The organism is Pseudomonas sp. NPDC086566 (genome assembly GCF_050280885.1).
GTDB classification, from domain to species: Bacteria; Pseudomonadota; Gammaproteobacteria; order Pseudomonadales; family Pseudomonadaceae; genus Aquipseudomonas; species Aquipseudomonas vlassakiae.
The window spans coordinates 489204-510763 of the sequence record NZ_JBNNWD010000004.1; the positions used below are offsets into that span (position 1 = coordinate 489204).

The window sequence follows — 21560 nt, forward strand, 5'->3', positions numbered from 1 at the left end:
AGGCACAAGGCGCTGCGGCACTCCGGTACAAGTTACTGCTGGTGCTCACCGCGCTCGCGGGCGATAGCCCGGTAGCCGATGTCGGTGCGGTAGAAGCTGCCGTTCCAGCTCACTTCCTTGGCCAGGCGGTAGGCCTGCTGCTGGGCATCGGCGACGCTGGCACCCATGGCGGTCGCGCAGAGCACACGGCCGCCGTTGGTGACAACCTGACCGTCCTTGAGCGAAGTACCGGCATGGAACACCTTGCCTTCGATCTTGGCCGCAGCCTCCAGGCCGTTGATCACGTCGCCCTTGGCGTAGTCACCCGGGTAACCGCCGGCAGCCAGCACCACGCCCAGGCTCGGGCGCGGGTCCCACTGCGCTTCGACCTTGTCCAGCGCCTTGGCGAAGGCGGCTTCGACCAGCAGCACCAGGCTCGACTCCAGGCGCAGCATGACTGGCTGGGTCTCAGGGTCGCCGAAGCGGCAATTGAACTCGATGACCTTGGGGTTGCCCGCCTTGTCGATCATCAGGCCGGCATACAGGAAGCCTGTGTAGACGTTGCCTTCTTCGGCCATGCCACGCACGGTCGGCCAGATCACCTGGTCCATCACGCGCTGGTGTACGTCCGGAGTTACCACCGGGGCAGGGGAGTAGGCGCCCATGCCGCCGGTGTTCGGGCCGGTATCCTGATCGCCGACGCGCTTGTGGTCCTGGCTGGTGGCCATGGGCAGCACGTTGTGGCCGTCGACCATGACGATGAAGCTGGCTTCCTCGCCGTCGAGGAACTCTTCGATGACCACGCGCGAACCGGCCTCGCCGAAGGCATTGCCGGCCAGCATGTCACGCACGGCGGCTTCGGCTTCTGCCAGGGTCATGGCGACGATCACGCCCTTGCCTGCGGCCAGGCCGTCGGCTTTGATCACGATCGGGGCACCCTTTTCCTGCAGGTAGGCCAGGGCTGGCTCGATCTCGGTGAAGTTCTGGTAGTCGGCGGTCGGGATCTTGTGACGTGCCAGGAAATCCTTGGTGAAGGCCTTGGAGCCCTCCAGCTGGGCCGCGCCCTTGGTCGGACCGAAGCAGTCCAGGCCACGGCTGCGGAACAGGTCGACCACGCCGATCACCAACGGCGCTTCCGGGCCGACGATGGTCAGGTCGACGTTCTTTTCGGCGAAGTCGGCCAGTTGCTCCAGCGCGCACACGTCGATGGCGACGTTCTCGCATTTCGGCTCGATGGCCGTGCCGGCATTGCCCGGGGCAACGAAGACTTTTTCGACGCGCGGGTCCTGGGCGACTTTCCAGGCCAGGGCGTGCTCACGGCCGCCGCTGCCGATGATCAAAACTTTCATGTCAAAACCTCGAAATCTGTCGAGCGAGAGGCCTCGCCTCACGCTGTACGAGGTCGCAATGAAGCAGGTAGATGCAAGGCGGGGCCGGTTCCGATGAGCGGAGTTGCCTTCTGGCAATGAGCATCAGCGGAACCGGCCCCAACGCAGCAGATGCCTGCTTCAGTGCGGCCGATTGCCGTAAATCAGTGGCGGAAGTGGCGCATACCGGTGAACACCATCGCGATGCCGGCTTCGTCGGCAGCGGCGATGACTTCGGCATCACGCATCGAACCACCCGGCTGGATCACGGCGCTGATACCCACTTTAGCCGCGTTGTCGATGCCATCACGGAACGGGAAGAACGCGTCCGACGCCATCACCGCGCCCTGTACCTGCAGGCCAGCATGCTCGGCCTTGATGGCGGCGATGCGGGCGGAGTTGACGCGGCTCATCTGGCCGGCGCCGACACCGATGGTCTGGCGCTGCTTGGCGTAGACGATGGCGTTGGACTTGACGAACTTGGCCACTTTCCAGGCAAACACCAGATCGTGGATCTCTTGTTCGGTCGGGGCACGCTTGGTGACGATCTTCAGGTCATCTGCGGTGATCATGCCGATATCGCGGCTTTGCACCAGCAGGCCACCGTTGACGCGCTTGAAGTCCCAACCGGCAGCGCGCTCGGCTGGCCACTCGCCGCACTCCAGCAGACGCACGTTCTGCTTGGCCGCTACCACGTCGCGGGCCGCCTGGGAGATTTTCGGCGCGATGATCACTTCGACGAACTGGCGGTCGACGATGGCTTGGGCGGTTTCGCCGTCCAGCTCGCGGTTGAAGGCGATGATGCCGCCGAATGCCGACTCGGTGTCGGTGGCGTAGGCCAGGTCGTAGGCCTTGCGGATGCCGCCTTCGTCTTCAGGCACAACGGCCACGCCGCACGGGTTGGCGTGCTTGACGATGACGCAGGCTGGCTTGACGAAGCTCTTCACGCACTCCAGCGCGGCGTCGGTGTCGGCCACGTTGTTGAACGACAGTTCCTTGCCTTGCAGCTGCACGGCGGTGGAAATGCTGGCTTCGCCTTTCTTCGCTTCAACGTAGAACGCCGCGCTCTGGTGCGGGTTCTCGCCGTAGCGCATTTCCTGGGCCTTGACGAACTGGCTGTTGAAGGTACGCGGGAACTCGCTGCGTGCTTCGGTGCTCAGGGTGTCCTTCGCCTGGTCGATGGTGCCCATGTAGTTGGCAATCATGCCGTCGTAGGCAGCAGTGTGTTCGAACGCCTTGAGCATCAGGTCGAAGCGCTGGGCGTAGGTCAGGCCGCCGGCCTTCAGGCCTTCCAGCACGCCGGCGTAGTCGCTGGCGTTGACCACGATGGCGACATCCTTGTGGTTCTTGGCAGCCGAACGGACCATGGTCGGGCCGCCGATGTCGATGTTCTCGATGGCGGTCGGCAAGTCACAGCCTGGCTTGGAAATGGTGGCTTCGAACGGGTACAGGTTGACCGCAACCAGGTCGATCGGCTTGATGCCGTGCTCGTTCATGATGGCGTCGTCGATGCCGCGACGGCCAAGGATGCCACCGTGGATCTTCGGATGCAGGGTCTTGACCCGGCCATCCATCATTTCGGCGAAGCCAGTGTAGTCGGCCACTTCCACCGCGTTCACGCCGTTGTCCTTGAGCAGCTTGTAGGTGCCGCCGGTGGACAGGATCTCGACACCGAGCTGTTGCAGCTCACGGGCGAATTCGAGGATACCGGTCTTGTCGGAGACGCTGATCAGGGCGCGGCGGACTGGCAGGCGGGTAGTCTGGTCGGTCATTTCGGGTTCCAATAACGCGGTGGAGTCAGCAAAAAAGGCGTCTCTTCGCAGAGGCCGCCTTTTTTGATTGGGATTCTGGCTTACAACAAGTCGTACTGCTTGAGCTTCTTGCGCAGGGTGCCACGGTTGAGGCCAAGCATCTCGCTGGCCTTGGTCTGGTTGCCCTTCACGTAGTTCATCACGCTTTCGAGCAGGGGCGCCTCGACTTCGGAGAGCACCAGGTTGTACACGTCGGTGACGGTCGCGCCTTCCAGGTGTGCGAAGTAGTTGTGCAGCGCCTTCTCGACGCTGTCGCGAAGGGTCTGGCCCTCTTCGCTCGGCGTGTTGAGGTGCTGTTTGAGGTTGGCGTTGTCGCTCACGGGCGTTGTTCCACTCACTAATGTCTCGGTCATCATCGTCATGCGGCCACCCCTTGTCCGTCCTCTGTCTCAAGGCTCTGTCGACGTTCACTGAAAAACTCGCGAACGTTGGCGCACTGCGCTTGTGTGTCTTCCAAAGCGTTGAACCGGGCGCGAAACTCCTTGCCGCCGGGTCGTGTTGCCAGGTACCAGCCCACGTGCTTGCGGGCGATACGTACGCCCATCACATCGCCATAGAAGGCATGCAGCGCGGCCAGGTGCTCTAGCAGGATGCGTTCCACTTCGTCCAACTGCGGGGCCGGCAAATGCTGGCCAGTCCCCAGAAAATGTTCGATCTCGCGAAAGATCCATGGCCGCCCCTGGGCAGCCCGGCCAATCAGCAGGCCGTCGACCCCGGTGGCATCCAGCACCGCCCGGGCCTTTTCTGGCGAAGTGATATCGCCATTGGCAAAAACCGGGATCGATACCGCCTGCTTGATGGCAGCGATGGTGTCGTATTCGGCTTCGCCGGTATACAGGTCAGCGCGTGTGCGGCCATGCACCGCCAGCGCCTGGATGCCAGCCTGTTCGGCGATCTTCGCCACGTTCAGGCCGTTCTTGTTCGCCCGGTCCCAGCCGGTGCGGATTTTCAGGGTCACGGGGACATCCACCGCGCCGACCACGGCGTGGAGGATTTCGGCGACCAGGTCTTCATCTCTCAATAAAGCAGAGCCTGCAGCTTTGTTGCAGACTTTTTTTGCCGGACAGCCCATGTTGATATCGATGATCTGCGCACCTGCCTCGACATTGGCCCGGGCCGCCGCGGCCATCATCTGCGCATCACCACCGGCGATCTGTACCGAGCGTGGCTCGGGATCACCCTCATGGATGCGGCGCAGGCTGGACTTGCGGCTGTTCCACAGGCTCATGTCGCTGCTGACCATCTCCGACACCACCATGCCGGCGCCCAAGCGCTTGCAAAGTGTCCGGAAAGGCTGGTCCGTGACCCCGGCCATGGGTGCGAGGATCAGGTTGTTGCGTAGTGTGTATGGGCCGATGCGTACCGCCGACATAGGTGTTCCCTGTTGTGGGGCCGAATCATGGGAGTCCGAAAAAGGGTTGGCATGATACCCGCTCTCGGTGACCGGATAAAGAAGGATTTGGATAAATTCTGTACAGCTGTCGGCTTATGTCTTTTGCTTTGGTCAGCGCGCCCCATGTGCTGGCGGGCTTATTCCGGGGAGCGGAAGCTGAGGCTGTAGTTCACGGCCTTGGGGCCCGGGTCGAGGATGTCCAGGGCGATGTGGATCGGCGTCTGGCTCGGCATTTCGCCGCGCCCGGCCAGTTCGCCCGACAGGTATTCGCTGGGTTTGAACCGACGGCTGGCGATCAGCTGGCCGTTGAGGTCGGCGAAGCGCAGCTCCAGCAGCGGGAACGGTTGGGCGAACGGTGCGCGGTTGTAGATGATCGCATCGACGATCAGGGCGCCCTTGAAATCCGGGTGGCTGCGCACCACCAGGTTGCTGCTCTTGATCCGGCCGATATCGACGCGGGTCGGCACCTGGCAGCCGAGCATCGGGCACAGTTGCTGGAAGATCGGGCGGTACTGGTCCTGGCGGGCTAGTTCGTCGAAGTGGAACCACACGTACTGGAATGCCAGCAGGCCAGCGGCCAGCAGGGTCAGGAAGCTCCACAACAGGCGCTTGCCCCAGTTGGGCCGGGGTTTTTCCCACCCCAGTTGCAGCGGGTCGTCGACGACATCGACCAGCGGTTCCTTGCGTGACGGGCGCTCTGGCTTGGCGGCGAAGCCCGGCTCCAGGCGCTCACCGGGCAGCGGCTCGAGCGGGTCGTCATCGCGGGCCGACAAATGCAGGTCGGTGTCGTCGTCATCACGGGCACTCAAGCCTTTTTCGTGAATGACATCGTCATCGTGTTCGTCGAAGCGTTGCTTGGGCTCTGGCTCTGCAGCGCGCTGCGCAAGCGGTTCGTCGTCAAGCTCCAGGTCCAGGTTGCCACCCAGGGTGGGCTCGGTGCGATCACCCGGCTCCGGCTCCCCGGGCTGTTCGTCCAGCAGCACCGGCGCCGGGTCATCGGCCGCAAGCGGCTCATGGCGGTCGTCGGTCGCGGTGCCGAACAGTTCATCAGCATGCTCGTCGGCAACCGGCTCGTCGCGACGGGCCTGTAGCGCAGCGCCCTTGCTGTCCGGGCGCGGCTCAGCAGGCTCGCCACGGCGTTCGAGGCGGGCAAGTTCCTGGTCCAGATCGAGCTCATCCAGCGCCTGGGCGGTGACGGCCCAGTCGTCTTTCTCGACCGCAGGCGGTTCGCTGGCGACCGGCTCAGGCACCGCGACCGGTTCGACGACTGCGGGCGGTGGTGTCTGTGGGGCGACACCGGCTGCGGCGCGGTTCTGCTCCAGCAGCTGCTTGGCCGCATTGAACACCTGCAGGCAGTGACCGCAGCGCACGACACCGCGAGCAACGCTCAACTGGTGATGGGTGACGCGAAAGCTGGTCTGGCAATGCGGGCACTGGGTGACGAAACTGTCGGTCATGCGGCGATCCGGGAGCTGTGCAGTGAATTATTCTAGGCCCGCTTAGCGGCGCCGACCACTGATGCGCACCCAGCCGTCGCGTACGACGATCGGGTCCAGGTCGAAGTCGGCAGTGTAGGCGGCAGCCACCTCCACACCTTGTTCGGCGAGGATGCCCGACAGGGCCAGCAGGCCACCTGGGCGGACCAGGCCGGACAGCTGCGGCGCCAGCGACACCAGCGGGCCGGCGAGAATGTTGGCGACCAGCACGTCGGCCTGCATCGCCGGCATCTGCTCGGGCAGGTACAGCGCCAGCTTGTCGTCGGCGATGCCGTTGCGCTGGGCGTTGTCACGCGAGGCTTCGATGGCCTGCACGTCGATGTCGGTACCGACGGCCTCGCGCGCGCCCAGCAGCAGGGCGGCGATGGCGAGGATGCCCGAGCCGCAGCCGAAGTCCAGTACCTGAGTGCCTTGCAGCTGCTGACCGTCGAGCCATTCCAGGCACAGCGCGGTGGTCGGGTGGGTACCGGTGCCAAAGGCCAGGCCTGGGTCGAGCAACAGGTTGACCGCGTCCTGTTCGGGGGCCTCGTGCCAGCTCGGCACGATCCACAGGCGCTGGCCAAAGCGCATTGGCTGGAAGCCGTCCATCCAGCTGCGTTCCCAGTCCTGGTCCTCGATCACCTCGGCCTGGTGCTCGGGCAGCTCGGCGCCGGTCAGCAAGCGCAGGTGGGCGAATACCGCTTCCGGCTCGGCGTCGGCTTCGAACAGTGCCAGCAAGTGAGTATGCGACCACAGCGGGGTGGTGTTGAGGTCGGGTTCGAAGATCGGCTGGTCTTCGGCATCCATGAACGTGACCGATACGGCGCCCACTTCGAGCAGGGCGTCTTCGTAGGTTTCGGCTTGTTCCGGGCTGATGGCCAGGCGTACTTGCAGCCAAGGCATGGCGGGCACCTTTGGTAAATCTGACAGGGGCAGCCCGAGGCTGCGCGAAGCCTGGCAGTTTACGCGAGTGCGGGGGGTTTGTAGAGCAGGGGCGGCTGACCGCGTCGCCTTCTTCGCGGGCACACCCGCTCCCACAGGTTATCCAAGGTCTTCAAGGTCAGGAGATCCTGTGGGAGCGGGCTTGCCGGCGAAGAGGCCGGAACAGACAGTTGAAAGGGTCAGTGCTTGCTCAGGAACTCCAGCACCCGCTGGTTCACCTGGTCCGCCGCCTCCATCTGCACCATGTGCCCGACGCCTGGCACTACCAGCACCTCGGCTTCGACCCCTTCGGCATGCGCCGCCGGAATGATCGCGTCCTCGGCCCCCCAGATCACCAGCGTCGGATGCTGCCCGAGCACGCCACGCAGGTCATGCCGCTGACGGTCACCGTCGGCCAGCGCCGAACCCAGTTGGCGCAAGGCTTGATCCACGCCTTCCAGGCGCTTGAACTTGAGCATGTCCTCGAGCATCTGCCGGGTCACCAGCCCCGGGTCGGCGAACAGTTGCACCATCTGCGGCTTCAGCGCGTTGCGGTTGGCCGCGGCGACGAAGCCTTGCAGGTACTGGCCATTGATTGCCTCGCCCAGCCCGGCACTGGCCACCAGGCACAGGCTCGCCACCCGCTGTGGCGCCAGGCGAGCCACGTTCAGGCAGACCGCGCCACCCATGGAGTGCCCGGCCAGGTGGGCCTTGGCGATGCCCAGATGGTCGAGCAGGGCCAGCACGGTTTCGCTCAGTTCATCCAGGTCACCTTTGTCGAGGGCCTTGGCCGACTCGCCATGCCCCGGCAGGTCCAGGGCGACCACCCGTCGCTCGGCCGCCAGTGCCGGGTGGTTGAACAGCCAGTTGTTGAGATCGCCGCCAAAGCCGTGCACCAGCACCAGCGGCGTGCCACCGTCACCCAGTTCGAACCAGCGCAGCAGGCGCCCGCCCACCTCGGCTTTCTGTGGTGCTGGCCCCTGGGCCTGGTCGGCGCTGCCTTGGGCGACGAACTCGGCCTGGAAACGTTGCACCACGGCGTCGATTTCTGCCTCTTCGGCTTCACCGTCCACCACCACGGCCAGCAGCGCGCCGACCGGCAGGGTTTCGTCGGGTCGCGCCACCTGGCGGCGCAGCACGCCGCTGAACGGCGCCTCGACGCTGCTGCTGATCTTGTCGGTTTCGACATCCAGCACTTCGTCGCCCTTGCTGATTTCATCCCCCTCTTGCTTGAGCCAGGCATCGACCCGGCCCTCGGTCATCGACAGGCCCCACTTGGGCATGGTCAGGGTATGGATCTGGCTCATGCGGCACTCCTTGCAGCTTCGATGACCTTGCGCACCGCTGCTTCGACCTTCGCGGCATCAGGGATGTACAAGTCCTCCAAGGCATCGGAGAACGGCACCGGGGTGTGCGGCGCGGTAACCATCTCGATCGGGCCCTTGAGCGCGGCGAAGGCCTTTTGCGCGACCAGTGCACTGATGTCGGTGGCCATCGAGCAGCGCGGGTTGGCTTCGTCGATCACCACCAGGCGACCGGTCTTTTCCACGCTTTCGAGAATGCTGTCCTCGTCCAGCGGGCTGGTGGTGCGCAAGTCCAGTACTTCGCAGTCGATGCCTTGGCGGGCCAGGTTGTTTGCCGCTTCCATGGCCACGTGGACCATGCGTCCATAGGTCACCAGGGTCACGTCTTCGCCATCGCGCAGGAAATTGGCTTCGCCGAATGGCACGGTATACACCTCTTCTGGTACCTCGCCTTGCATGCTGTAGAGCAGCTTGTGCTCGCAGAAGATCACCGGGTCGTTGTCGCGGATCGCCTGGATGAGCAGGCCTTTGGCGTCATAGGGTGAAGCTGGGCAGACCACCTTCAGGCCGGGGATGTGCGTCCATAGGGAGGTTAGCATCTGCGAGTGCTGGGCCGCGGCGCGCAGGCCGGCGCCGTACATGGTGCGCATCACCAGCGGGGTGACCGCCTTGCCGCCAAACATGTAGCGGAATTTGGCGGCCTGGTTGAGGATCTGGTCCAGGCAGCAGCCGGCGAAGTCGACGAACATCAGCTCGCACACCGGGCGCAGGCCCTGGGTGGCGGCACCGACTGCGGCACCGACGTAGCCGATTTCCGACAGCGGCGCATCCAGTACCCGCCCCGGGAACTGGTGGTAAAGGCCTTTGGTGACGCCGAGCACGCCGCCCCACGCGTCGTCTTCACCGGGGGCGCCGGCGCCACCGGCAACGTCTTCGCCGATGATGAACACGCTGCTGTCGCGGCGCATTTCCTGGGCCAGGGCTTCGTTGATGGCCTGCTGGTAGCTGATTTTTCTAGCCATGGTGGTTCTCCTGTTGTTCTTGTTGTCCGGGCTCAGGGGTAGCTGACGTAGACGTCGGTAAGCAGGTCGGCGGGCTGCGGCTTGGGATCGGCCTTGGCGCGGCGCACGGCGTCCTCGATCAGGTCATCGACGCGGGCGTCGATGGCGTCAAGTTGCGCCGCCTGCAGCAGGCCGGCACGGGTGGTCTTGTTGCGGAACTGCAGCAGGCAGTCGCGGGACTCGCGCAGGTTCTTCACTTCATCGGGGGCGCGGTAGGTCTGGGCATCGCCTTCGAAGTGGCCGTAGTAGCGGCTCAGCTTGACCTCGATCAGCGACGGGCCTTGCCCTGAACGGGCGCGCTCGATGGCGGCGCCGGCAGCCTCGTGCACGGCAAAGAAGTCGAAGCCGTCGATGGTCACCCCTGGCATGCCGAAGCCGGCGGCGCGGTCGGCGATGTGGTCGCAGGCCACCGACCAGGTAGAGGCGGTGGCTTCGGCGTAGCCGTTGTTCTCGGCGACGAAGATGCATGGCAGGTTCATGATCGAAGCCAGGTTCATCGCCTCGAACACCGCGCCTTCGTTGGAGGCACCATCGCCGAAGAAAGCCACGGCCACGTTGTCATTGCCTTTTATCCTGGCCGCCAGGGCGGCACCGGCCACCAGGGGCGCACCGGCACCGACGATGCCGTTGGCACCGAGCATGCCTTTTTCCAGGTCGGCGATGTGCATCGAACCGCCCTTGCCGCCGCACACGCCGGTCTTCTTGCCGTAGATCTCGGCCATCATCCCGTACACATCGACGCCCTTGGCGATGCAGTGTCCGTGGCCGCGGTGGGTCGAGGCGATGCAGTCGCTGTCGCGCAGGTGCGCCATGACCCCGGCGGCGGAGGCTTCTTCACCGGCATACAGGTGGACGAAGCCGGGTATCTCGCCCGTGGCGAATTCCACGTGCAGGCGTTCTTCAAAGGCGCGGATGGTGCGCATCACTTCGTAGGCATGCAGCAATTGCTCTGAACTGAGGTGAGTGGACATCTTGTTGTTCTCCAGGGTTGTCTCAACACGGGGTTGCAGGGTGCAGCCGATGGCCGCGTGGGACGGCCAGCAGGTGATGACGGGCGGCATGGGCCAGCACGGCCTCCACGTCGACGGTCAGCGGGCCTTGCAGGTCGAGGGTGATGGTCGGGGTGTCGTGTTCGGCGAACTCGATCTCGCGTTCACCATCCAGGGCCAGGGTGCCGGCGGCGAGGCTCAGGCGGTGCGCTACCCCCGGGCTGAGCATGCCGCTGGCGGTGATGCCGCAGCCTTGCAGCAGGCCGGGGGCCAGTGGCGCGAGCAAGGCCTGGTCGGCACCGGGGTTCAGCCGTACCCAGGCGCCGCAGGGTTCATGGCGAGCCACCGGTTGCCACAGGCCGCAGAGCGCTGACAGGCCAATGGCGTGGGGCTCGGCGAAGCAGGCGAAGACTTCGCTGAGGTCTTCGCTGCGACTCAGCGCGCGGGCACCGATGAAACGTTGTGGCGACACCGCCACTTCGACCAGTGCCCATTCACACAACCGTTGCTGCGGCACTTTCACCAGCAACCGCTTGTTGCGGCGCAGGCCGATGCTGGCCGCAACCAGGCCGCTCGCGAGCAAACCGCCAGCAAGGCCGGCGCTGGTGGCTTCGCGCAGTTCCGGGAAGGCGTTGTTGGTGCCCGTGGACAGGGTGAGCAGCGGGGTGTCTCCAGCCTCGGACGCCACGGCCTTGTGCGTGCCGTCGCCGCCCAGAACGGCAATCATTGCCACGCCACGCTCGACCATGTGCCGGGTGGCCAGGCGGGTATCGCTGACGGTTTGGGTCAGTGGCAGGTCGAGCAGTGCCAGGCGCGGCCAGTGCTGGTCCTGCGATACGGGGCCAAGGCTGGCCTTGAGCACGGCGGCGGCGATGCCGGTCATGTCGATGGGCAGCAGCACCTCGGCCACCCCGGTGGCACCGAAGGCGGCTAGCAGGCGCTGGATGACCGAGGCCTTGTCGGTGCTGGAGTAGAGCCCGGCGTTACTGGTCAGGCGGCGCAGGTCGCGGCCGGAAGCAGGGTTGGCAATGATCCCGATGGTCGGAGCGGGATGCGGCATGGCACACCTCGTGTTCTTGTTTGCCTAGGCTTGAGCAAGCGGGATGCCAGCTTTCCAGATAGGTGCTGGATAGCCCGTGGCAGAAAGCCTGGAGGGCTAAAGGGCCAGGCTGCCGTTGCCCCTTGTCTGAGACGCTGCGTGCCAGTATTGCCGGGTGTTTGCCCGGAGCTGAGACGCGGCGTCTCAAGCCCGCCGGTAATCACACGGCGCTTGTCTGCACAGGCCGTCAGGCGCTTAATGGCCGCACAACGACAAGAACAAACAGGAACCGGAGGCCTCATGCTTGCCGCGAACTCCCGAGCCCATGTCGATTGCGTCAGCCGGGTGCTGAAGAACGCCGGCCGCCTGCCCCAGGCGCCGGTGCCGCCGCTGATCCTCGATTCCTGGCGCCGTTCCATGGAGCTGTACCGTCTTGACCCTGGGTCCCAGCAAGGGCCGCGCATTCTTTCCCAGAGCCTGCTCAACGAGTGCCGCGAACGCGCCGAACTGTTCCTGCGCATTGCCAGCGATGCGGTGGCCCGTTTGCATGCACGGGTGCGTGGTGCCGACTATTGCGTGCTGCTGACCGATGCGCTGGGGCGCACCATCGATTACCGGGTCGAATCTGCCATTCGCAACGACTGCCGCAAGGCCGGGTTGTATCTGGGCACCTGCTGGTCGGAAGGCGAGGAGGGCACGTGCGGCGTGGCGGCGGTATTGACCAGCCAGGCGCCGGTCACTGTGCACAAGCGCGATCACTTTCGCGCCGCGTTCATCGGCCTGACCTGCACGGCGGCGCCGGTGTTCGACCCGCAGGGCGGGCTGCTCGGCGTAGTGGATGTGTCCGCCCTGCAATCGCCTGACGATCGTCGCAGCCAGCACCTGATCCTGCAGCTGGTGGAACAGACTGCACGGGAGATCGAAAACGCCTTTTTCATGCACAGCGCCCAAGGCCACTGGGTGATGCGCGCCCACGGCACGCCGGGTTATGTGGAGAGCCAGCCTGACTACCTGCTGGCCTGGGACGCCGACGGCCGCCTGCAGGCGATCAACAGCCTGGCCCGCGCGCGTTTGCTGGCGCAGCACGGGCGCTTGCCTGAACACATCGGTGAGCTGTTCGACATGGGCCAGCTGCGCCGCGCCAACGAGGCCTCGGCCCAGCGCCTGCCAGGGTGGGGCGGGTTGTACGGGCGGGTCAGTGCGCCCCAGCGACGGGGCCGGGTGCAACCCTTGCAGCCAACACAGGATGCGCGCATCGAGCAGCACCTGCGGTTGGCCACACGGGTCAAGGATTGCCACCTGGCGGTGCTGGTGCAGGGCGAGACCGGGGCCGGCAAGGAAGTCTTCGCCCGCCAGTTGCATCAGCAGAGCCAGCGCCGTGACGGGCCGTTCGTCACCTTGAACTGTGCCGCCATCCCCGAGAGCCTGATCGAGAGCGAACTGTTCGGTTATGTCGCCGGGGCGTTTACCGGTGCGTCGAGCAAAGGCATGCAGGGGCTGCTGCAGCAGGCCGATGGCGGCACCTTGTTCCTCGACGAGATTGGCGACATGCCGCTGAACCTGCAGACCCGCCTGCTGCGGGTGCTGGCCGAAGGTGAAGTGGCGCCGCTGGGGGCTGCGCGGCGAGAGCGGGTGGATATCCAGGTGATCTGTGCGACTCATCGCGACCTGGCCACGATGGTGAGTGAAGGGCGTTTTCGTGAGGATCTGTATTTCCGCTTGGCCAATGCCCGGTTTGAGTTGCCGCCACTAAGGGAGCGGGAGGATCGGTTGGGCTTGATTCATCAGTTGCTGGCTGAGGAGGCCGAGGCTTGCGGGGTTGAGGTGATGCTGGCCGACGATGCGTTGCAGGCGCTGCTCGTGTATCGCTGGCCGGGGAATTTGCGCCAGCTGCGGCAGGTACTGCGTTATGCCTGTGCAGTCAGCGAAGGTGGGCAGGTCTGCCTGGAAAATCTGCCGCAGGAGGTGCGGGGTGATGCCGTGCCTGTGGCTGATGCCGGGGTATCGAGCCCGGCCCGGCAGTTGCTGCTCGATGCCCTGATACGGCACCGCTGGATACCGTCGGAAGCGGCGCGGGCCTTGGGGATATCGCGGGCGACCTTGTATCGGCGGGTGCATGAGCACCGGATCGAGATGCCGCGGATGAAAGGGTAGGGCCAGACAGGCAATAAAAAACCCCGGCGCTGAGCCGGGGTTCTTTTGCATCACGCTAACGCGATCACTCCTGGTTGGCCAGTTTGTGCTCGAGGTAGTGGATGTTCACGCCGCCTTTGCAGAAACCTTCATCACGCACCAGGTCGCGGTGCAGCGGGATGTTGGTCTTGATGCCGTCGACGACGATCTCGTCAAGGGCATTGCGCATGCGCGCCATGGCTTCGTCACGGTCTTTGCCGTAGGTGATCAGCTTGCCGATCAGCGAGTCGTAGTTCGGCGGAACCGAATAGCCGCTGTACAGGTGCGAATCGACGCGTACGCCGTTGCCGCCCGGAGCGTGGAAGTGTTTGACCTTGCCTGGGCTCGGGATGAACTTCTTCGGGTCTTCGGCGTTGATCCGGCACTCCAGCGAGTGGCCACGGATGACCACGTCTTCCTGGCGGTACGACAGCTTGTTGCCAGCGGCGATGCTCAGCATCTCCTTGACGATGTCGATACCGGTGACCATCTCCGACACCGGGTGCTCAACCTGCACGCGGGTGTTCATCTCGATGAAGTAGAAACGGCCGTTCTCGTACAGGAATTCGAAAGTACCGGCACCGCGGTAGCCGATCTCGATGCACGCATCGACGCAACGCTTGAAGACTTCCTGGCGGGCCTTCTCGTCGATACCCGGGGCCGGGGCTTCTTCCAGTACCTTCTGGTGGCGGCGCTGCAGCGAGCAGTCACGGTCGCCCAGGTGGATGGCGTTGCCCTGGCCGTCGGACAGGACCTGAACTTCCACGTGACGTGGGTTGGTCAGGAACTTCTCGAGGTAGACCATCGGGTTGCCGAAGGCAGCACCGGCTTCGGTACGGGTGAGTTTGGCCGAGGCAATCAGGTCCTCTTCCTTGTGCACCACGCGCATGCCGCGACCACCACCGCCACCGGCGGCCTTGATGATCACCGGGTAACCGACGTCACGGGCGATCGCCAGGGCGACCTCTTCGTCTTCCGGCAGTGGGCCATCGGAGCCCGGTACGGTTGGCACGCCCGACTTGATCATCGCGTCCTTGGCCGAAACCTTGTCGCCCATCAGGCGAATGGTGTCAGCTTTCGGGCCGATGAAGGCGAAACCGGACTTTTCCACCTGCTCGGCGAAATCGGCGTTTTCCGCGAGGAAGCCATAACCCGGGTGGATCGCAGTGGCGCCGGTGACTTCGGCGGCAGCGATGATCGCCGGGATGTGCAGGTAGGAATCCTTGGACGATGCAGGGCCGATGCAGACCGACTCGTCTGCCAGGCCCAGGTGCATCAGTTCACGGTCGGCCGTGGAGTGCACGGCGACGGTCTTGATGCCCAGCTCTTTGCAGGCACGCAGGATGCGCAGGGCAATTTCCCCACGGTTGGCGATCAGGACTTTTTCGAGCTTCCCAGACATCGTTGGCTCTCCGCGATTCAAACGATGGTGAACAGCGGCTGGTCGAACTCAACCGGCTGGCCGTCTTCCACCAGGATGGCGTCGATGACACCGCCAACATCGGCTTCGATGTGGTTCATCATCTTCATGGCTTCGACGATGCACAGGGTGTCGCCTTTCTTCACGGTCTGGCCAACTTCCGCGAAGTTCGGCGAGGTCGGCGAAGGCTTGCGGTAGAAGGTACCGACCATTGGCGAACGGATCACGGTGCCTTTGAGGGCAGGGGCGGCAGCAGCGGTTTCGGCGGCAGGCGCAGCGGCGGCAACCGGAGCAGCGGCAGGTGCGGCAGCCATCGGCGCAGGTGCGTAGAACTGCTGGGCAGCCGGGGTCTTGCTGTGGCGGCTGATACGGACCGACTCTTCGCCTTCCTTGATCTCCAGCTCGTCGATGCCAGACTCTTCCAGCAGCTCGATCAGTTTCTTGACTTTACGGATATCCATTAATCATCAACTCCCAAAGGTTCGGTCAGGGGGCGAAATTTAAAAACGTATCTGAACGTTTCTCTGCAACCCCGGCCCACTGAGGCCAGGGTTTTCGTTATCAGGGCTGTGCGTTGGCAGCCAGTTGCTCCAGCGCGGATTCCAGGGCCAGGCGATAACCGCTGGCGCCCAGGCCGCAGATCACTCCTACGGCAACATCTGAAAAGTAGGAGTGGTGACGGAACGGTTCGCGTTTGTGCACGTTAGACAGGTGCACTTCGATGAATGGGATGCTCACCGCGAGCAATGCGTCACGTAATGCGACGCTTGTGTGGGTGAAAGCAGCCGGATTGATCAGGATGAAGTCGACACCCTCGTTGCGTGCGGCATGAATACGCTCGATGAGTTCGTACTCGGCATTGCTCTGCAGGTACTGCAAATGGTGGCCCGCGGCACGGGCGCGCTGTTCCAGGTCCTGGTTGATCTGGGCCAGGGTCACGGCACCGTAGTGGCCCGGTTCGCGAGTCCCGAGCAGGTTCAGGTTGGGGCCGTGAAGCACCAGTAGGGTTGCCATCTGCGGTTTCCTTGGATTTGTAGGGCAATTCGACACAGCGCGGCGAGTGTGCCGCAAAGCGACAGCAAGTGTCCAGTTCCCGGCAATAGCCAGCACGTTGCCCGAGGTTCGCGCGAAGTATGTGACCAAATATTTAAATCTGGTCACTCCTTTGGAGAAATTTCCCGGCACGCGGGAAGTTATAGACCGAGTTTGCCGCGAACGCGCGTTAGAATTTGCGCAAATTCCCCGGCGTTTATCTCGCCAACGACCCGATCGCTGGTCATTTCGCTGCCGTTCGCCGCAAAGAACAGCAGCGCCGGCGGCCCGAACAGTTGATAGCGGTCAAGCAGCGTGCGCTGCTCGGCGCTGCTTTCGGTGATGTCGAAGCGCAGCAGTTTGAAGGCGCCCAGTTGCCCTTGAACCTGCGGCGCATTGAGCACGTCGTGTTCGATCACCTTGCAACTGATGCACCAGTCGGCGTACCAGTCCAGCAGCACCGGTTGGCCAGCGGCCTTGGCCTCGGCCAGGGCGGCGTCCAGTGCGGCCGGGGTGGTGACGGTTTGCCAGGCATCGGCCTTGGGTGCTGCACCGCTGACTGTGGCGGCGGCGGGGGGCGGCAATGGGCGCAGCGGGTCGCCCTGGCCGCTCAGCGCACCGTACCAGCAGGCCAACGCATACACCAGCAGCGCCAGGCCCACCAATTGAGCCAGGCGCTGGCGGGGTGGCTTGACCACGAATTCCAGTGCACCGAGGAACAGCGCCACGCCAGCCGCCAGCAAGCCGACCAGCAACAAGGTCGCCGGCCCCGGCAGCACGCGGCTGAGCAAACCGATGGCCAGGCCCAGCAGCAACACGCCGATCGCGTTTTTCACGGTATTCAGCCAAGGGCCGCTCTTCGGCAACCAGGCTGCTCCACCGGTGGCAATCATGAGCAAGGGGGCGCCCATGCCCAGGCCCAGGGCGAACAGCTTGAGCGCACCGCCCAAGGCATCGCCGCTGGCGCTGATGTACAACAAGGCCCCGGCCAGCGGCGCCGATACGCAGGGTGAGACCAGCAGGCTGGAGAGCACACCGAGAATTGCCGCACCCAGCAGCGAGCCGCCCCGGGTGTGGTTGGCGACGTTGTTGAGGCGGTTACTCAGGGCTTGGGGCAACTTGAGTTCGAACAGGCCGAACATGGCCAGGGCGAACACCACGAAGAACAACGCGAACGGCACCAGTACCCAGGCAGACTGCAGGCGTGCTTGCAGGTTCAGGCCGGCGCCGAACAGGCCCATCAGCGCGCCGAGCACGGCGAAGCTGGCGGCCATCGGCAGCACGTAGGCCAGCGACAGTGAGAGGCCGCGCAGGCCACCGACCTGGCCACGCAGGACCACGCCAGAAAGGATCGGCAGCATCGGCAGCACGCAAGGGGTGAAGGTCAGGCCGACCCCGGCGAGAAAGAACAGCAGCAGTGACTTCCAGCTCCAGCCCTGTTCGCTACCTGCCGGCAGGGCCGCGCCAGCCGCGCCGCCTTCGCCATCAATAGTCAGGCGCACGGTTTCCGGGGGGTAACACAGACCCTTGTCGGCGCAGCCCTGGTAACCCACCAGCAACGTGAAGGCACGGGCGTCGGTACGGGGGATCTCGATGTCGAGCACGCCGTGGTAGACCTCGACGTCGCCGAAGAACTCGTCGTGCTTGGCTTCACCCTTGGGGATGTTCGGCGTGCCCAGGGCGATGTCCGCCGGTTCCGTGCGGAAGTGGAAGCGATGGCGGTAGAGGTAGTAACCGTCGGTGGCGACGAAACGCAGCTTGAGGGTCTGCGCATCGGCCTGCACCAGGCTGAGCTTGAAGGCTTCATGCACTGGCAGGAAGTCGGCACTGTTGGACAGCGAAGCGGCGCCGAGGGTGGCGCTGGGGCGGTTGTCGAGCAGGCCCGAGGCGAAAGCAGGGCTGGCCAGCAGCAGGAACAGCAGGAAAAACAGGCGGCGCATGGCGGACTCGCGAGGTGGAACGTGCCCGCATGATAACGGAGTTGGCGAAGGTTGAAAGGGATGGCGACACAAGGCCGCTCCTACATGGATAGCGTATGCATGCTAGACCCTGAAGGCCCGCACGGCCTTGCTCAGCTCCGCGCCCAGGTCCAGCAGTTGCTCACCCTGCTCACGCCCTTCGCCAATGCGCTGCAGGTTGTCTTCACCCAACGCGTGAATCCGCTCGCTGTGATCGCGAATCTCGCTCACCGCACCACTCTGTTGCGCGGTGACGTCGGCAATGCGTACCGCCGTATCGGCGATCGTGCGGATCGCGCTGACGATCTCGTCCAGCGCGCCATCGGCGGCCTGGGCCTGGTTGGCGGTGGCTTCGGCGTGTTCGAGCTGGGTGCGCATGCCGGCCACCGACTCCCGCGCCGCCTGCTGCAGGCGGTCGATGAGTGCCTGGATCTCGCCGGTAGCCCCCGTGGTGCGCTGCGCCAGTGAGCGCACCTCGTCGGCCACCACGGCGAAGCCACGGCCCATCTCGCCCGCACGAGCGGCCTCGATGGCGGCATTCAATGCCAGCAGGTTGGTCTGTTCGGCGATGGCACGAATCACCGTCAACACCCCACCGATGGTGGCCGATTCCTCGGCCAGCTGTTCGATCATCCGCGCGTTGCCCTGCACCTCGTCGACCAGCGCCCGCAGCCCCGAGAGGCTCTGGCCGATCACCGCCTGGCCCTGTTCCACCGCACGCCCGGCATCGCGGCTGGCATCGGCGGCGGAGCTGGCGTCGCCGGCCACTTGCTGGATGGTCGCTTCCAGCTCGCCCAGCGCATCGCGAATCTGCCCGGTGTCGCCGGCCTGGCGCTCGGCGCCGTCGTGCAGGGCGGCGCTCATGCCGGCCAGGGCGTGGCTGCTGCCGGCGACCTGCTCGGCGTTGTGGCGAATGGTGCCGACCAGTTCCACCAGGTAGTGACGCAGGCGGTTGAGCGATTCCTGTATGTCGTGCAGCTCGCGGTTGGTCTTGCCCAGCACGACAGGCGCGGCAAAGTTGCCTTCGGCCCAGCGCGACAGGGCCGGTGCCAGGCTGGTCAGGGTGCGGGCCAGGCGCCGTTGCAAGGTGTCGATGAGCAGGGCGATGAGCAGGATCATGCCGATCATCAGCCCCTGCATGCTGCGCACTTCGCTGGCAATCTTGGCGTGCTGGCCGCGTACTTGCGGCTCCAGGCTGGCGATGGCCTGTTGCACGGCTTCCAGCCGCTGGTTGGTGCTGGCAGCCAGCGCGGTGCGGCGCTCGATTTGCTCGCGGGTGCGTTGCAGTTCGGCGGGGTAGCGGTTGAGCAGGCTTAGCAACTCGCGCTTGAGGCCGATCGCCACGTCTTCCTGTTGCCCATTGGCCTGGGACTCCAGGCCCATCATGGCAGCGAAGTCGTCGGCGCTGGATTCGGCGGCGCGGGTCACGCCCAGCAGTGGCAGGCCGTCGATGATTTGCGCCTGGTTGCGGATCAGTTGCAGTTCGCGCTCGACTTCGTCGGCCAGTTCGGCGCGGCCGCTGCTGACCAGTTTGTCCCGGGCCAGCGACAGCCGGCCCAGGTGCACGCTGGCGTCGAGCAAGGGCAGCAGGTAGCGGTTGGCTTCGTTGCTGCCGCTGTCGCGGGCATAGGTGGTCAGCTGTTCGAAGTTGGCCCCCAGCTCGCGCTCGGCCTGCAGCAGCAGCGCCTGCGGGTCGCCGGCCAGCTTGCCGGCGGCTAGCAGTTCGTTGGCGGTGAAGGCCTGCAGGGTGCCCAGGCTCGGGCGCAGCTTGCTGGCGAGTGCTGGCGGCCAGTCGGTCAATGAAGCTTCGAGCTGCTTGTTGGCCTCCACGGCTGCGGCGTGGCGCAAGGCGTCGCCACTGCCCAGGTAAGCCTGGACATTGCGCACAGCCTGGTTCTGAAACTGCTGCGACAGGCCCAGGTAGCGCTCCATCAACTGATAGGGTCGCTCCAGGGCGCGTTGCGACCACCACAAGGTCGCACCCAGGGCGATGCAGACGGTCACCAGCAACAGGGTGTTGAAATTGGTCAGCCACTTCAGGCGCATAGCCGCGAACTTCCTGCGGGGGAGTCGAGAGATAGGTGCCTGAGTTTATGGCGAATTTGTTACCAGGTGATGACGATGATGGCGTTGAGCTATTGCCTGTGACGGTTACGGTTCGACCCGGACCACGCAGTTACGCCCGGCATGCTTGGCTCGGTACAACGCCTCGTCCGCCGTGCTGGCCATGCTCAGCGCATCCAGCTCATCCTGCAGTTGCACGACCCCGGCACTGAAGGTGCATCGCAGATCTTCCGGCTGCGCCGGGTAGAGGATCTCGGCAAAGCGCCGGCGAATCTCGTCCAGCACCTTGTACGCGGCTTCCAGCGAGGTGTTGGGCATGACGATGGCGAACTCCTCGCCACCATAGCGGCCGATGAAGTCGGTCTTGCGCAGGCGTTGTTTGAGGAACAGCGCCAGGCTCTTGATCACCCGGTCGCCCATTGGGTGGCCGTGGCGGTCGTTGATTTTCTTGAAGTGGTCGATGTCGAGCATGGCGAAGCTCAGCGGTTGCCGCTCGCGGCGGGCGCGGTAGCTGCAGTCTTCGAGCAGTTGCAGGATGTGCGTGTGGTTGTACAGCCCGGTCAGGCTGTCGCGGACCATGCGGGCCTTGAGGTGGCGGGCGCGGGCGGCGCGGTTGCGCACGGTGGTGATCAGGTGCCGCGACCTTACTGGTTTGGTCAGGAAGTCGTCGCCGCCCTCGCTCATCGCGTCGAGCTGTTTGTCCAGGTCGTCCTCGGCGGACAGGTAGATGATCGGCAGGCTCACGTAACGGTCATTGTGCCGGATCACCTTGGCCAGTTCCGGGCCCGAGCACGTCGGCATGTAGAGGTCGAGGATGATCAGGTCGGGCTGGAAGTCGGCGAGCTCGACCATGGCGCGGATCGGGTCGTTCAGGCTGCGGGTCAGCATCCCGGCACTGGCCAGTACCCGCTCGGTATGCAGGGCCTGGGCGCGGGAGTCGTCGACTATCAGCACGCGCAAGGGGTCTTGCTGTGCGTGGCTGGTCATGGCTTCGAGCTTTTCCAGCAGGCTGGAGGCTTCCAGGGTACCGGTCAAAAACGCCTGGCCGCCGGCGCGCACTGCCGCCAGGCGGGTCGGCGTATCGGCCTCGTGGAGGCTGAAGAACAGCAAGGGTATGGGTTGCGCCTGGCCCCGTTGCGCCAGCGCGGCCAATGGCAAGCCAGCACCGGGGCCGGTGAAGTCGACATCCATGACGATGGCGGCTGGAGGCTGCTCGGCCAGCGATGCCAGAAACGCATTGGCGCAGGGCTGCGGCTGCGCGCTCAAACCGAAGAACTCCAGTTGCTGGGCGAGGCGCTCGGCACGCTCATGGTCGTGCAGCAGCAGGTAGACCGGTTTGCGTGCAGCGGGCAGCTCCAGCTGGTCGGGCTGGTCGTCATGGCGCAGGCGCGTGCGCGACAGGCGCTGCAACAGCTGTTCGAGCTCCTGCGACAGGCGCTCCTGGCTCGGCTCCGCGGCTTGGGTCATGTCCTGGCTACTTGTTAGTGGGCTATGCAGGTTCAATGATGGCTCTATGCTAGCACCACTTTTTCCCCTCGTACGTGCGCCGCATCAACAAAGGCTGGCGGACGAATA

At 64.7% G+C, this 21560-nt stretch carries 17 protein-coding genes; 1 reads left to right on the plus strand and 16 read right to left on the minus strand.

The window, feature by feature from the left end; translation table 11 throughout:
• Positions 1-32: 32 nt before the first annotated feature.
• The 10 genes from purD to ACQKPS_RS12200 form a co-directional block, all read right to left on the minus strand.
• A complete protein-coding gene (gene purD / locus ACQKPS_RS12155) occupies positions 33-1328 on the minus strand; it encodes a phosphoribosylamine--glycine ligase (protein ID WP_054886838.1) in 1296 nt (431 codons plus the stop codon).
• Positions 1329-1510: 182 nt separating this feature from the next.
• On the minus strand, positions 1511-3118 hold the full coding sequence (gene purH, locus ACQKPS_RS12160) for a bifunctional phosphoribosylaminoimidazolecarboxamide formyltransferase/IMP cyclohydrolase (protein WP_054886839.1): 1608 nt from the start codon (positions 3116-3118) through the stop codon (positions 1511-1513).
• An 80-nt stretch (positions 3119-3198) separates the two neighbouring features.
• A complete protein-coding gene (fis, locus tag ACQKPS_RS12165; protein ID WP_008093076.1) occupies positions 3199-3519 on the minus strand; it encodes a DNA-binding transcriptional regulator Fis in 321 nt (106 codons plus the stop codon).
• A complete protein-coding gene (gene dusB, locus ACQKPS_RS12170) occupies positions 3516-4529 on the minus strand; it encodes a tRNA dihydrouridine synthase DusB (RefSeq protein ID WP_186604157.1) in 1014 nt (337 codons plus the stop codon). Before dusB ends, fis begins: the two co-directional genes overlap by 4 nt.
• Positions 4530-4687: 158 nt before the next feature.
• The gene (locus tag ACQKPS_RS12175; protein ID WP_427604208.1) at positions 4688-6007 is read right to left on the minus strand and encodes a DUF3426 domain-containing protein; all 1320 of its coding nucleotides are present in this window, start codon (positions 6005-6007) and stop codon (positions 4688-4690) included.
• 42 nt (positions 6008-6049) lie between these two features.
• On the minus strand, positions 6050-6928 hold the full coding sequence (prmA, locus tag ACQKPS_RS12180) for a 50S ribosomal protein L11 methyltransferase (RefSeq protein ID WP_427604210.1): 879 nt from the start codon (positions 6926-6928) through the stop codon (positions 6050-6052).
• A 218-nt stretch (positions 6929-7146) separates the two neighbouring features.
• Positions 7147-8253, minus strand: a complete 1107-nt coding sequence (locus ACQKPS_RS12185) for an acetoin dehydrogenase dihydrolipoyllysine-residue acetyltransferase subunit (RefSeq protein ID WP_254482970.1) — start codon at positions 8251-8253, stop codon at positions 7147-7149.
• Positions 8250-9272, minus strand: a complete 1023-nt coding sequence (locus tag ACQKPS_RS12190) for an alpha-ketoacid dehydrogenase subunit beta (protein ID WP_254482972.1) — start codon at positions 9270-9272, stop codon at positions 8250-8252. Before ACQKPS_RS12190 ends, ACQKPS_RS12185 begins: the two co-directional genes overlap by 4 nt.
• Before the next feature lie 32 nt (positions 9273-9304).
• On the minus strand, positions 9305-10282 hold the full coding sequence (locus tag ACQKPS_RS12195; RefSeq protein WP_254482974.1) for a thiamine pyrophosphate-dependent dehydrogenase E1 component subunit alpha: 978 nt from the start codon (positions 10280-10282) through the stop codon (positions 9305-9307).
• A 22-nt stretch (positions 10283-10304) separates the two neighbouring features.
• The gene (locus ACQKPS_RS12200) at positions 10305-11360 is read right to left on the minus strand and encodes an ATP-NAD kinase family protein (RefSeq protein WP_427604213.1); all 1056 of its coding nucleotides are present in this window, start codon (positions 11358-11360) and stop codon (positions 10305-10307) included.
• A gap of 279 nt (positions 11361-11639) precedes the next feature.
• Here ACQKPS_RS12200 and ACQKPS_RS12205 point away from each other — a divergent pair, with 279 nt between their 5' ends.
• The gene (locus ACQKPS_RS12205; protein ID WP_254482977.1) at positions 11640-13493 is read left to right on the plus strand and encodes a sigma-54-dependent Fis family transcriptional regulator; all 1854 of its coding nucleotides are present in this window, start codon (positions 11640-11642) and stop codon (positions 13491-13493) included.
• Between the two features lie 64 nt (positions 13494-13557).
• Here ACQKPS_RS12205 and accC read toward each other — a convergent pair whose 3' ends face one another.
• From accC to ACQKPS_RS12235, 6 genes are all read right to left on the minus strand, one after another.
• On the minus strand, positions 13558-14913 hold the full coding sequence (gene accC / locus ACQKPS_RS12210) for an acetyl-CoA carboxylase biotin carboxylase subunit (protein WP_054886847.1): 1356 nt from the start codon (positions 14911-14913) through the stop codon (positions 13558-13560).
• A 17-nt stretch (positions 14914-14930) separates the two neighbouring features.
• Positions 14931-15392, minus strand: a complete 462-nt coding sequence (accB, locus tag ACQKPS_RS12215; RefSeq protein ID WP_254482979.1) for an acetyl-CoA carboxylase biotin carboxyl carrier protein — start codon at positions 15390-15392, stop codon at positions 14931-14933.
• Between the two features lie 100 nt (positions 15393-15492).
• The gene (gene aroQ / locus ACQKPS_RS12220) at positions 15493-15945 is read right to left on the minus strand and encodes a type II 3-dehydroquinate dehydratase (protein ID WP_027920816.1); all 453 of its coding nucleotides are present in this window, start codon (positions 15943-15945) and stop codon (positions 15493-15495) included.
• Between the two features lie 179 nt (positions 15946-16124).
• Positions 16125-17903 (minus strand): protein-disulfide reductase DsbD, encoded by a 1779-nt coding sequence (locus ACQKPS_RS12225; protein ID WP_427604217.1) that lies wholly within the window; start codon positions 17901-17903, stop codon positions 16125-16127.
• Between the two features lie 102 nt (positions 17904-18005).
• A complete protein-coding gene (locus ACQKPS_RS12230) occupies positions 18006-19967 on the minus strand; it encodes a methyl-accepting chemotaxis protein (protein ID WP_427604219.1) in 1962 nt (653 codons plus the stop codon).
• A gap of 105 nt (positions 19968-20072) precedes the next feature.
• Positions 20073-21452, minus strand: a complete 1380-nt coding sequence (locus ACQKPS_RS12235) for a diguanylate cyclase (RefSeq protein WP_254482984.1) — start codon at positions 21450-21452, stop codon at positions 20073-20075.
• Between the last annotated feature and the right edge of the window lie 108 nt (positions 21453-21560).

What these genes read in the sequence shown, in the direction of transcription:
- purD (WP_054886838.1), bottom strand. Translation starts at nt 1,328, where the DNA reads ATGAAAGTTTTGATCATCGGCAGCGGCGGCCGTGAGCACGCCCTGGCC.
- purH (WP_054886839.1), bottom strand. Translation starts at nt 3,118, where the DNA reads ATGACCGACCAGACTACCCGCCTGCCAGTCCGCCGCGCCCTGATCAGC.
- fis (WP_008093076.1), bottom strand. Translation starts at nt 3,519, where the DNA reads ATGACGATGATGACCGAGACATTAGTGAGTGGAACAACGCCCGTGAGC.
- dusB (WP_186604157.1), bottom strand. Translation starts at nt 4,529, where the DNA reads ATGTCGGCGGTACGCATCGGCCCATACACACTACGCAACAACCTGATC.
- ACQKPS_RS12175 (WP_427604208.1), bottom strand. Translation starts at nt 6,007, where the DNA reads ATGACCGACAGTTTCGTCACCCAGTGCCCGCATTGCCAGACCAGCTTT.
- prmA (WP_427604210.1), bottom strand. Translation starts at nt 6,928, where the DNA reads ATGCCTTGGCTGCAAGTACGCCTGGCCATCAGCCCGGAACAAGCCGAA.
- ACQKPS_RS12185 (WP_254482970.1), bottom strand. Translation starts at nt 8,253, where the DNA reads ATGAGCCAGATCCATACCCTGACCATGCCCAAGTGGGGCCTGTCGATG.
- ACQKPS_RS12190 (WP_254482972.1), bottom strand. Translation starts at nt 9,272, where the DNA reads ATGGCTAGAAAAATCAGCTACCAGCAGGCCATCAACGAAGCCCTGGCC.
- ACQKPS_RS12195 (WP_254482974.1), bottom strand. Translation starts at nt 10,282, where the DNA reads ATGTCCACTCACCTCAGTTCAGAGCAATTGCTGCATGCCTACGAAGTG.
- ACQKPS_RS12200 (WP_427604213.1), bottom strand. Translation starts at nt 11,360, where the DNA reads ATGCCGCATCCCGCTCCGACCATCGGGATCATTGCCAACCCTGCTTCC.
- ACQKPS_RS12205 (WP_254482977.1), top strand. Translation starts at nt 11,640, where the DNA reads ATGCTTGCCGCGAACTCCCGAGCCCATGTCGATTGCGTCAGCCGGGTG.
- accC (WP_054886847.1), bottom strand. Translation starts at nt 14,913, where the DNA reads ATGTCTGGGAAGCTCGAAAAAGTCCTGATCGCCAACCGTGGGGAAATT.
- accB (WP_254482979.1), bottom strand. Translation starts at nt 15,392, where the DNA reads ATGGATATCCGTAAAGTCAAGAAACTGATCGAGCTGCTGGAAGAGTCT.
- aroQ (WP_027920816.1), bottom strand. Translation starts at nt 15,945, where the DNA reads ATGGCAACCCTACTGGTGCTTCACGGCCCCAACCTGAACCTGCTCGGG.
- ACQKPS_RS12225 (WP_427604217.1), bottom strand. Translation starts at nt 17,903, where the DNA reads ATGCGCCGCCTGTTTTTCCTGCTGTTCCTGCTGCTGGCCAGCCCTGCT.
- ACQKPS_RS12230 (WP_427604219.1), bottom strand. Translation starts at nt 19,967, where the DNA reads ATGCGCCTGAAGTGGCTGACCAATTTCAACACCCTGTTGCTGGTGACC.
- ACQKPS_RS12235 (WP_254482984.1), bottom strand. Translation starts at nt 21,452, where the DNA reads ATGACCCAAGCCGCGGAGCCGAGCCAGGAGCGCCTGTCGCAGGAGCTC.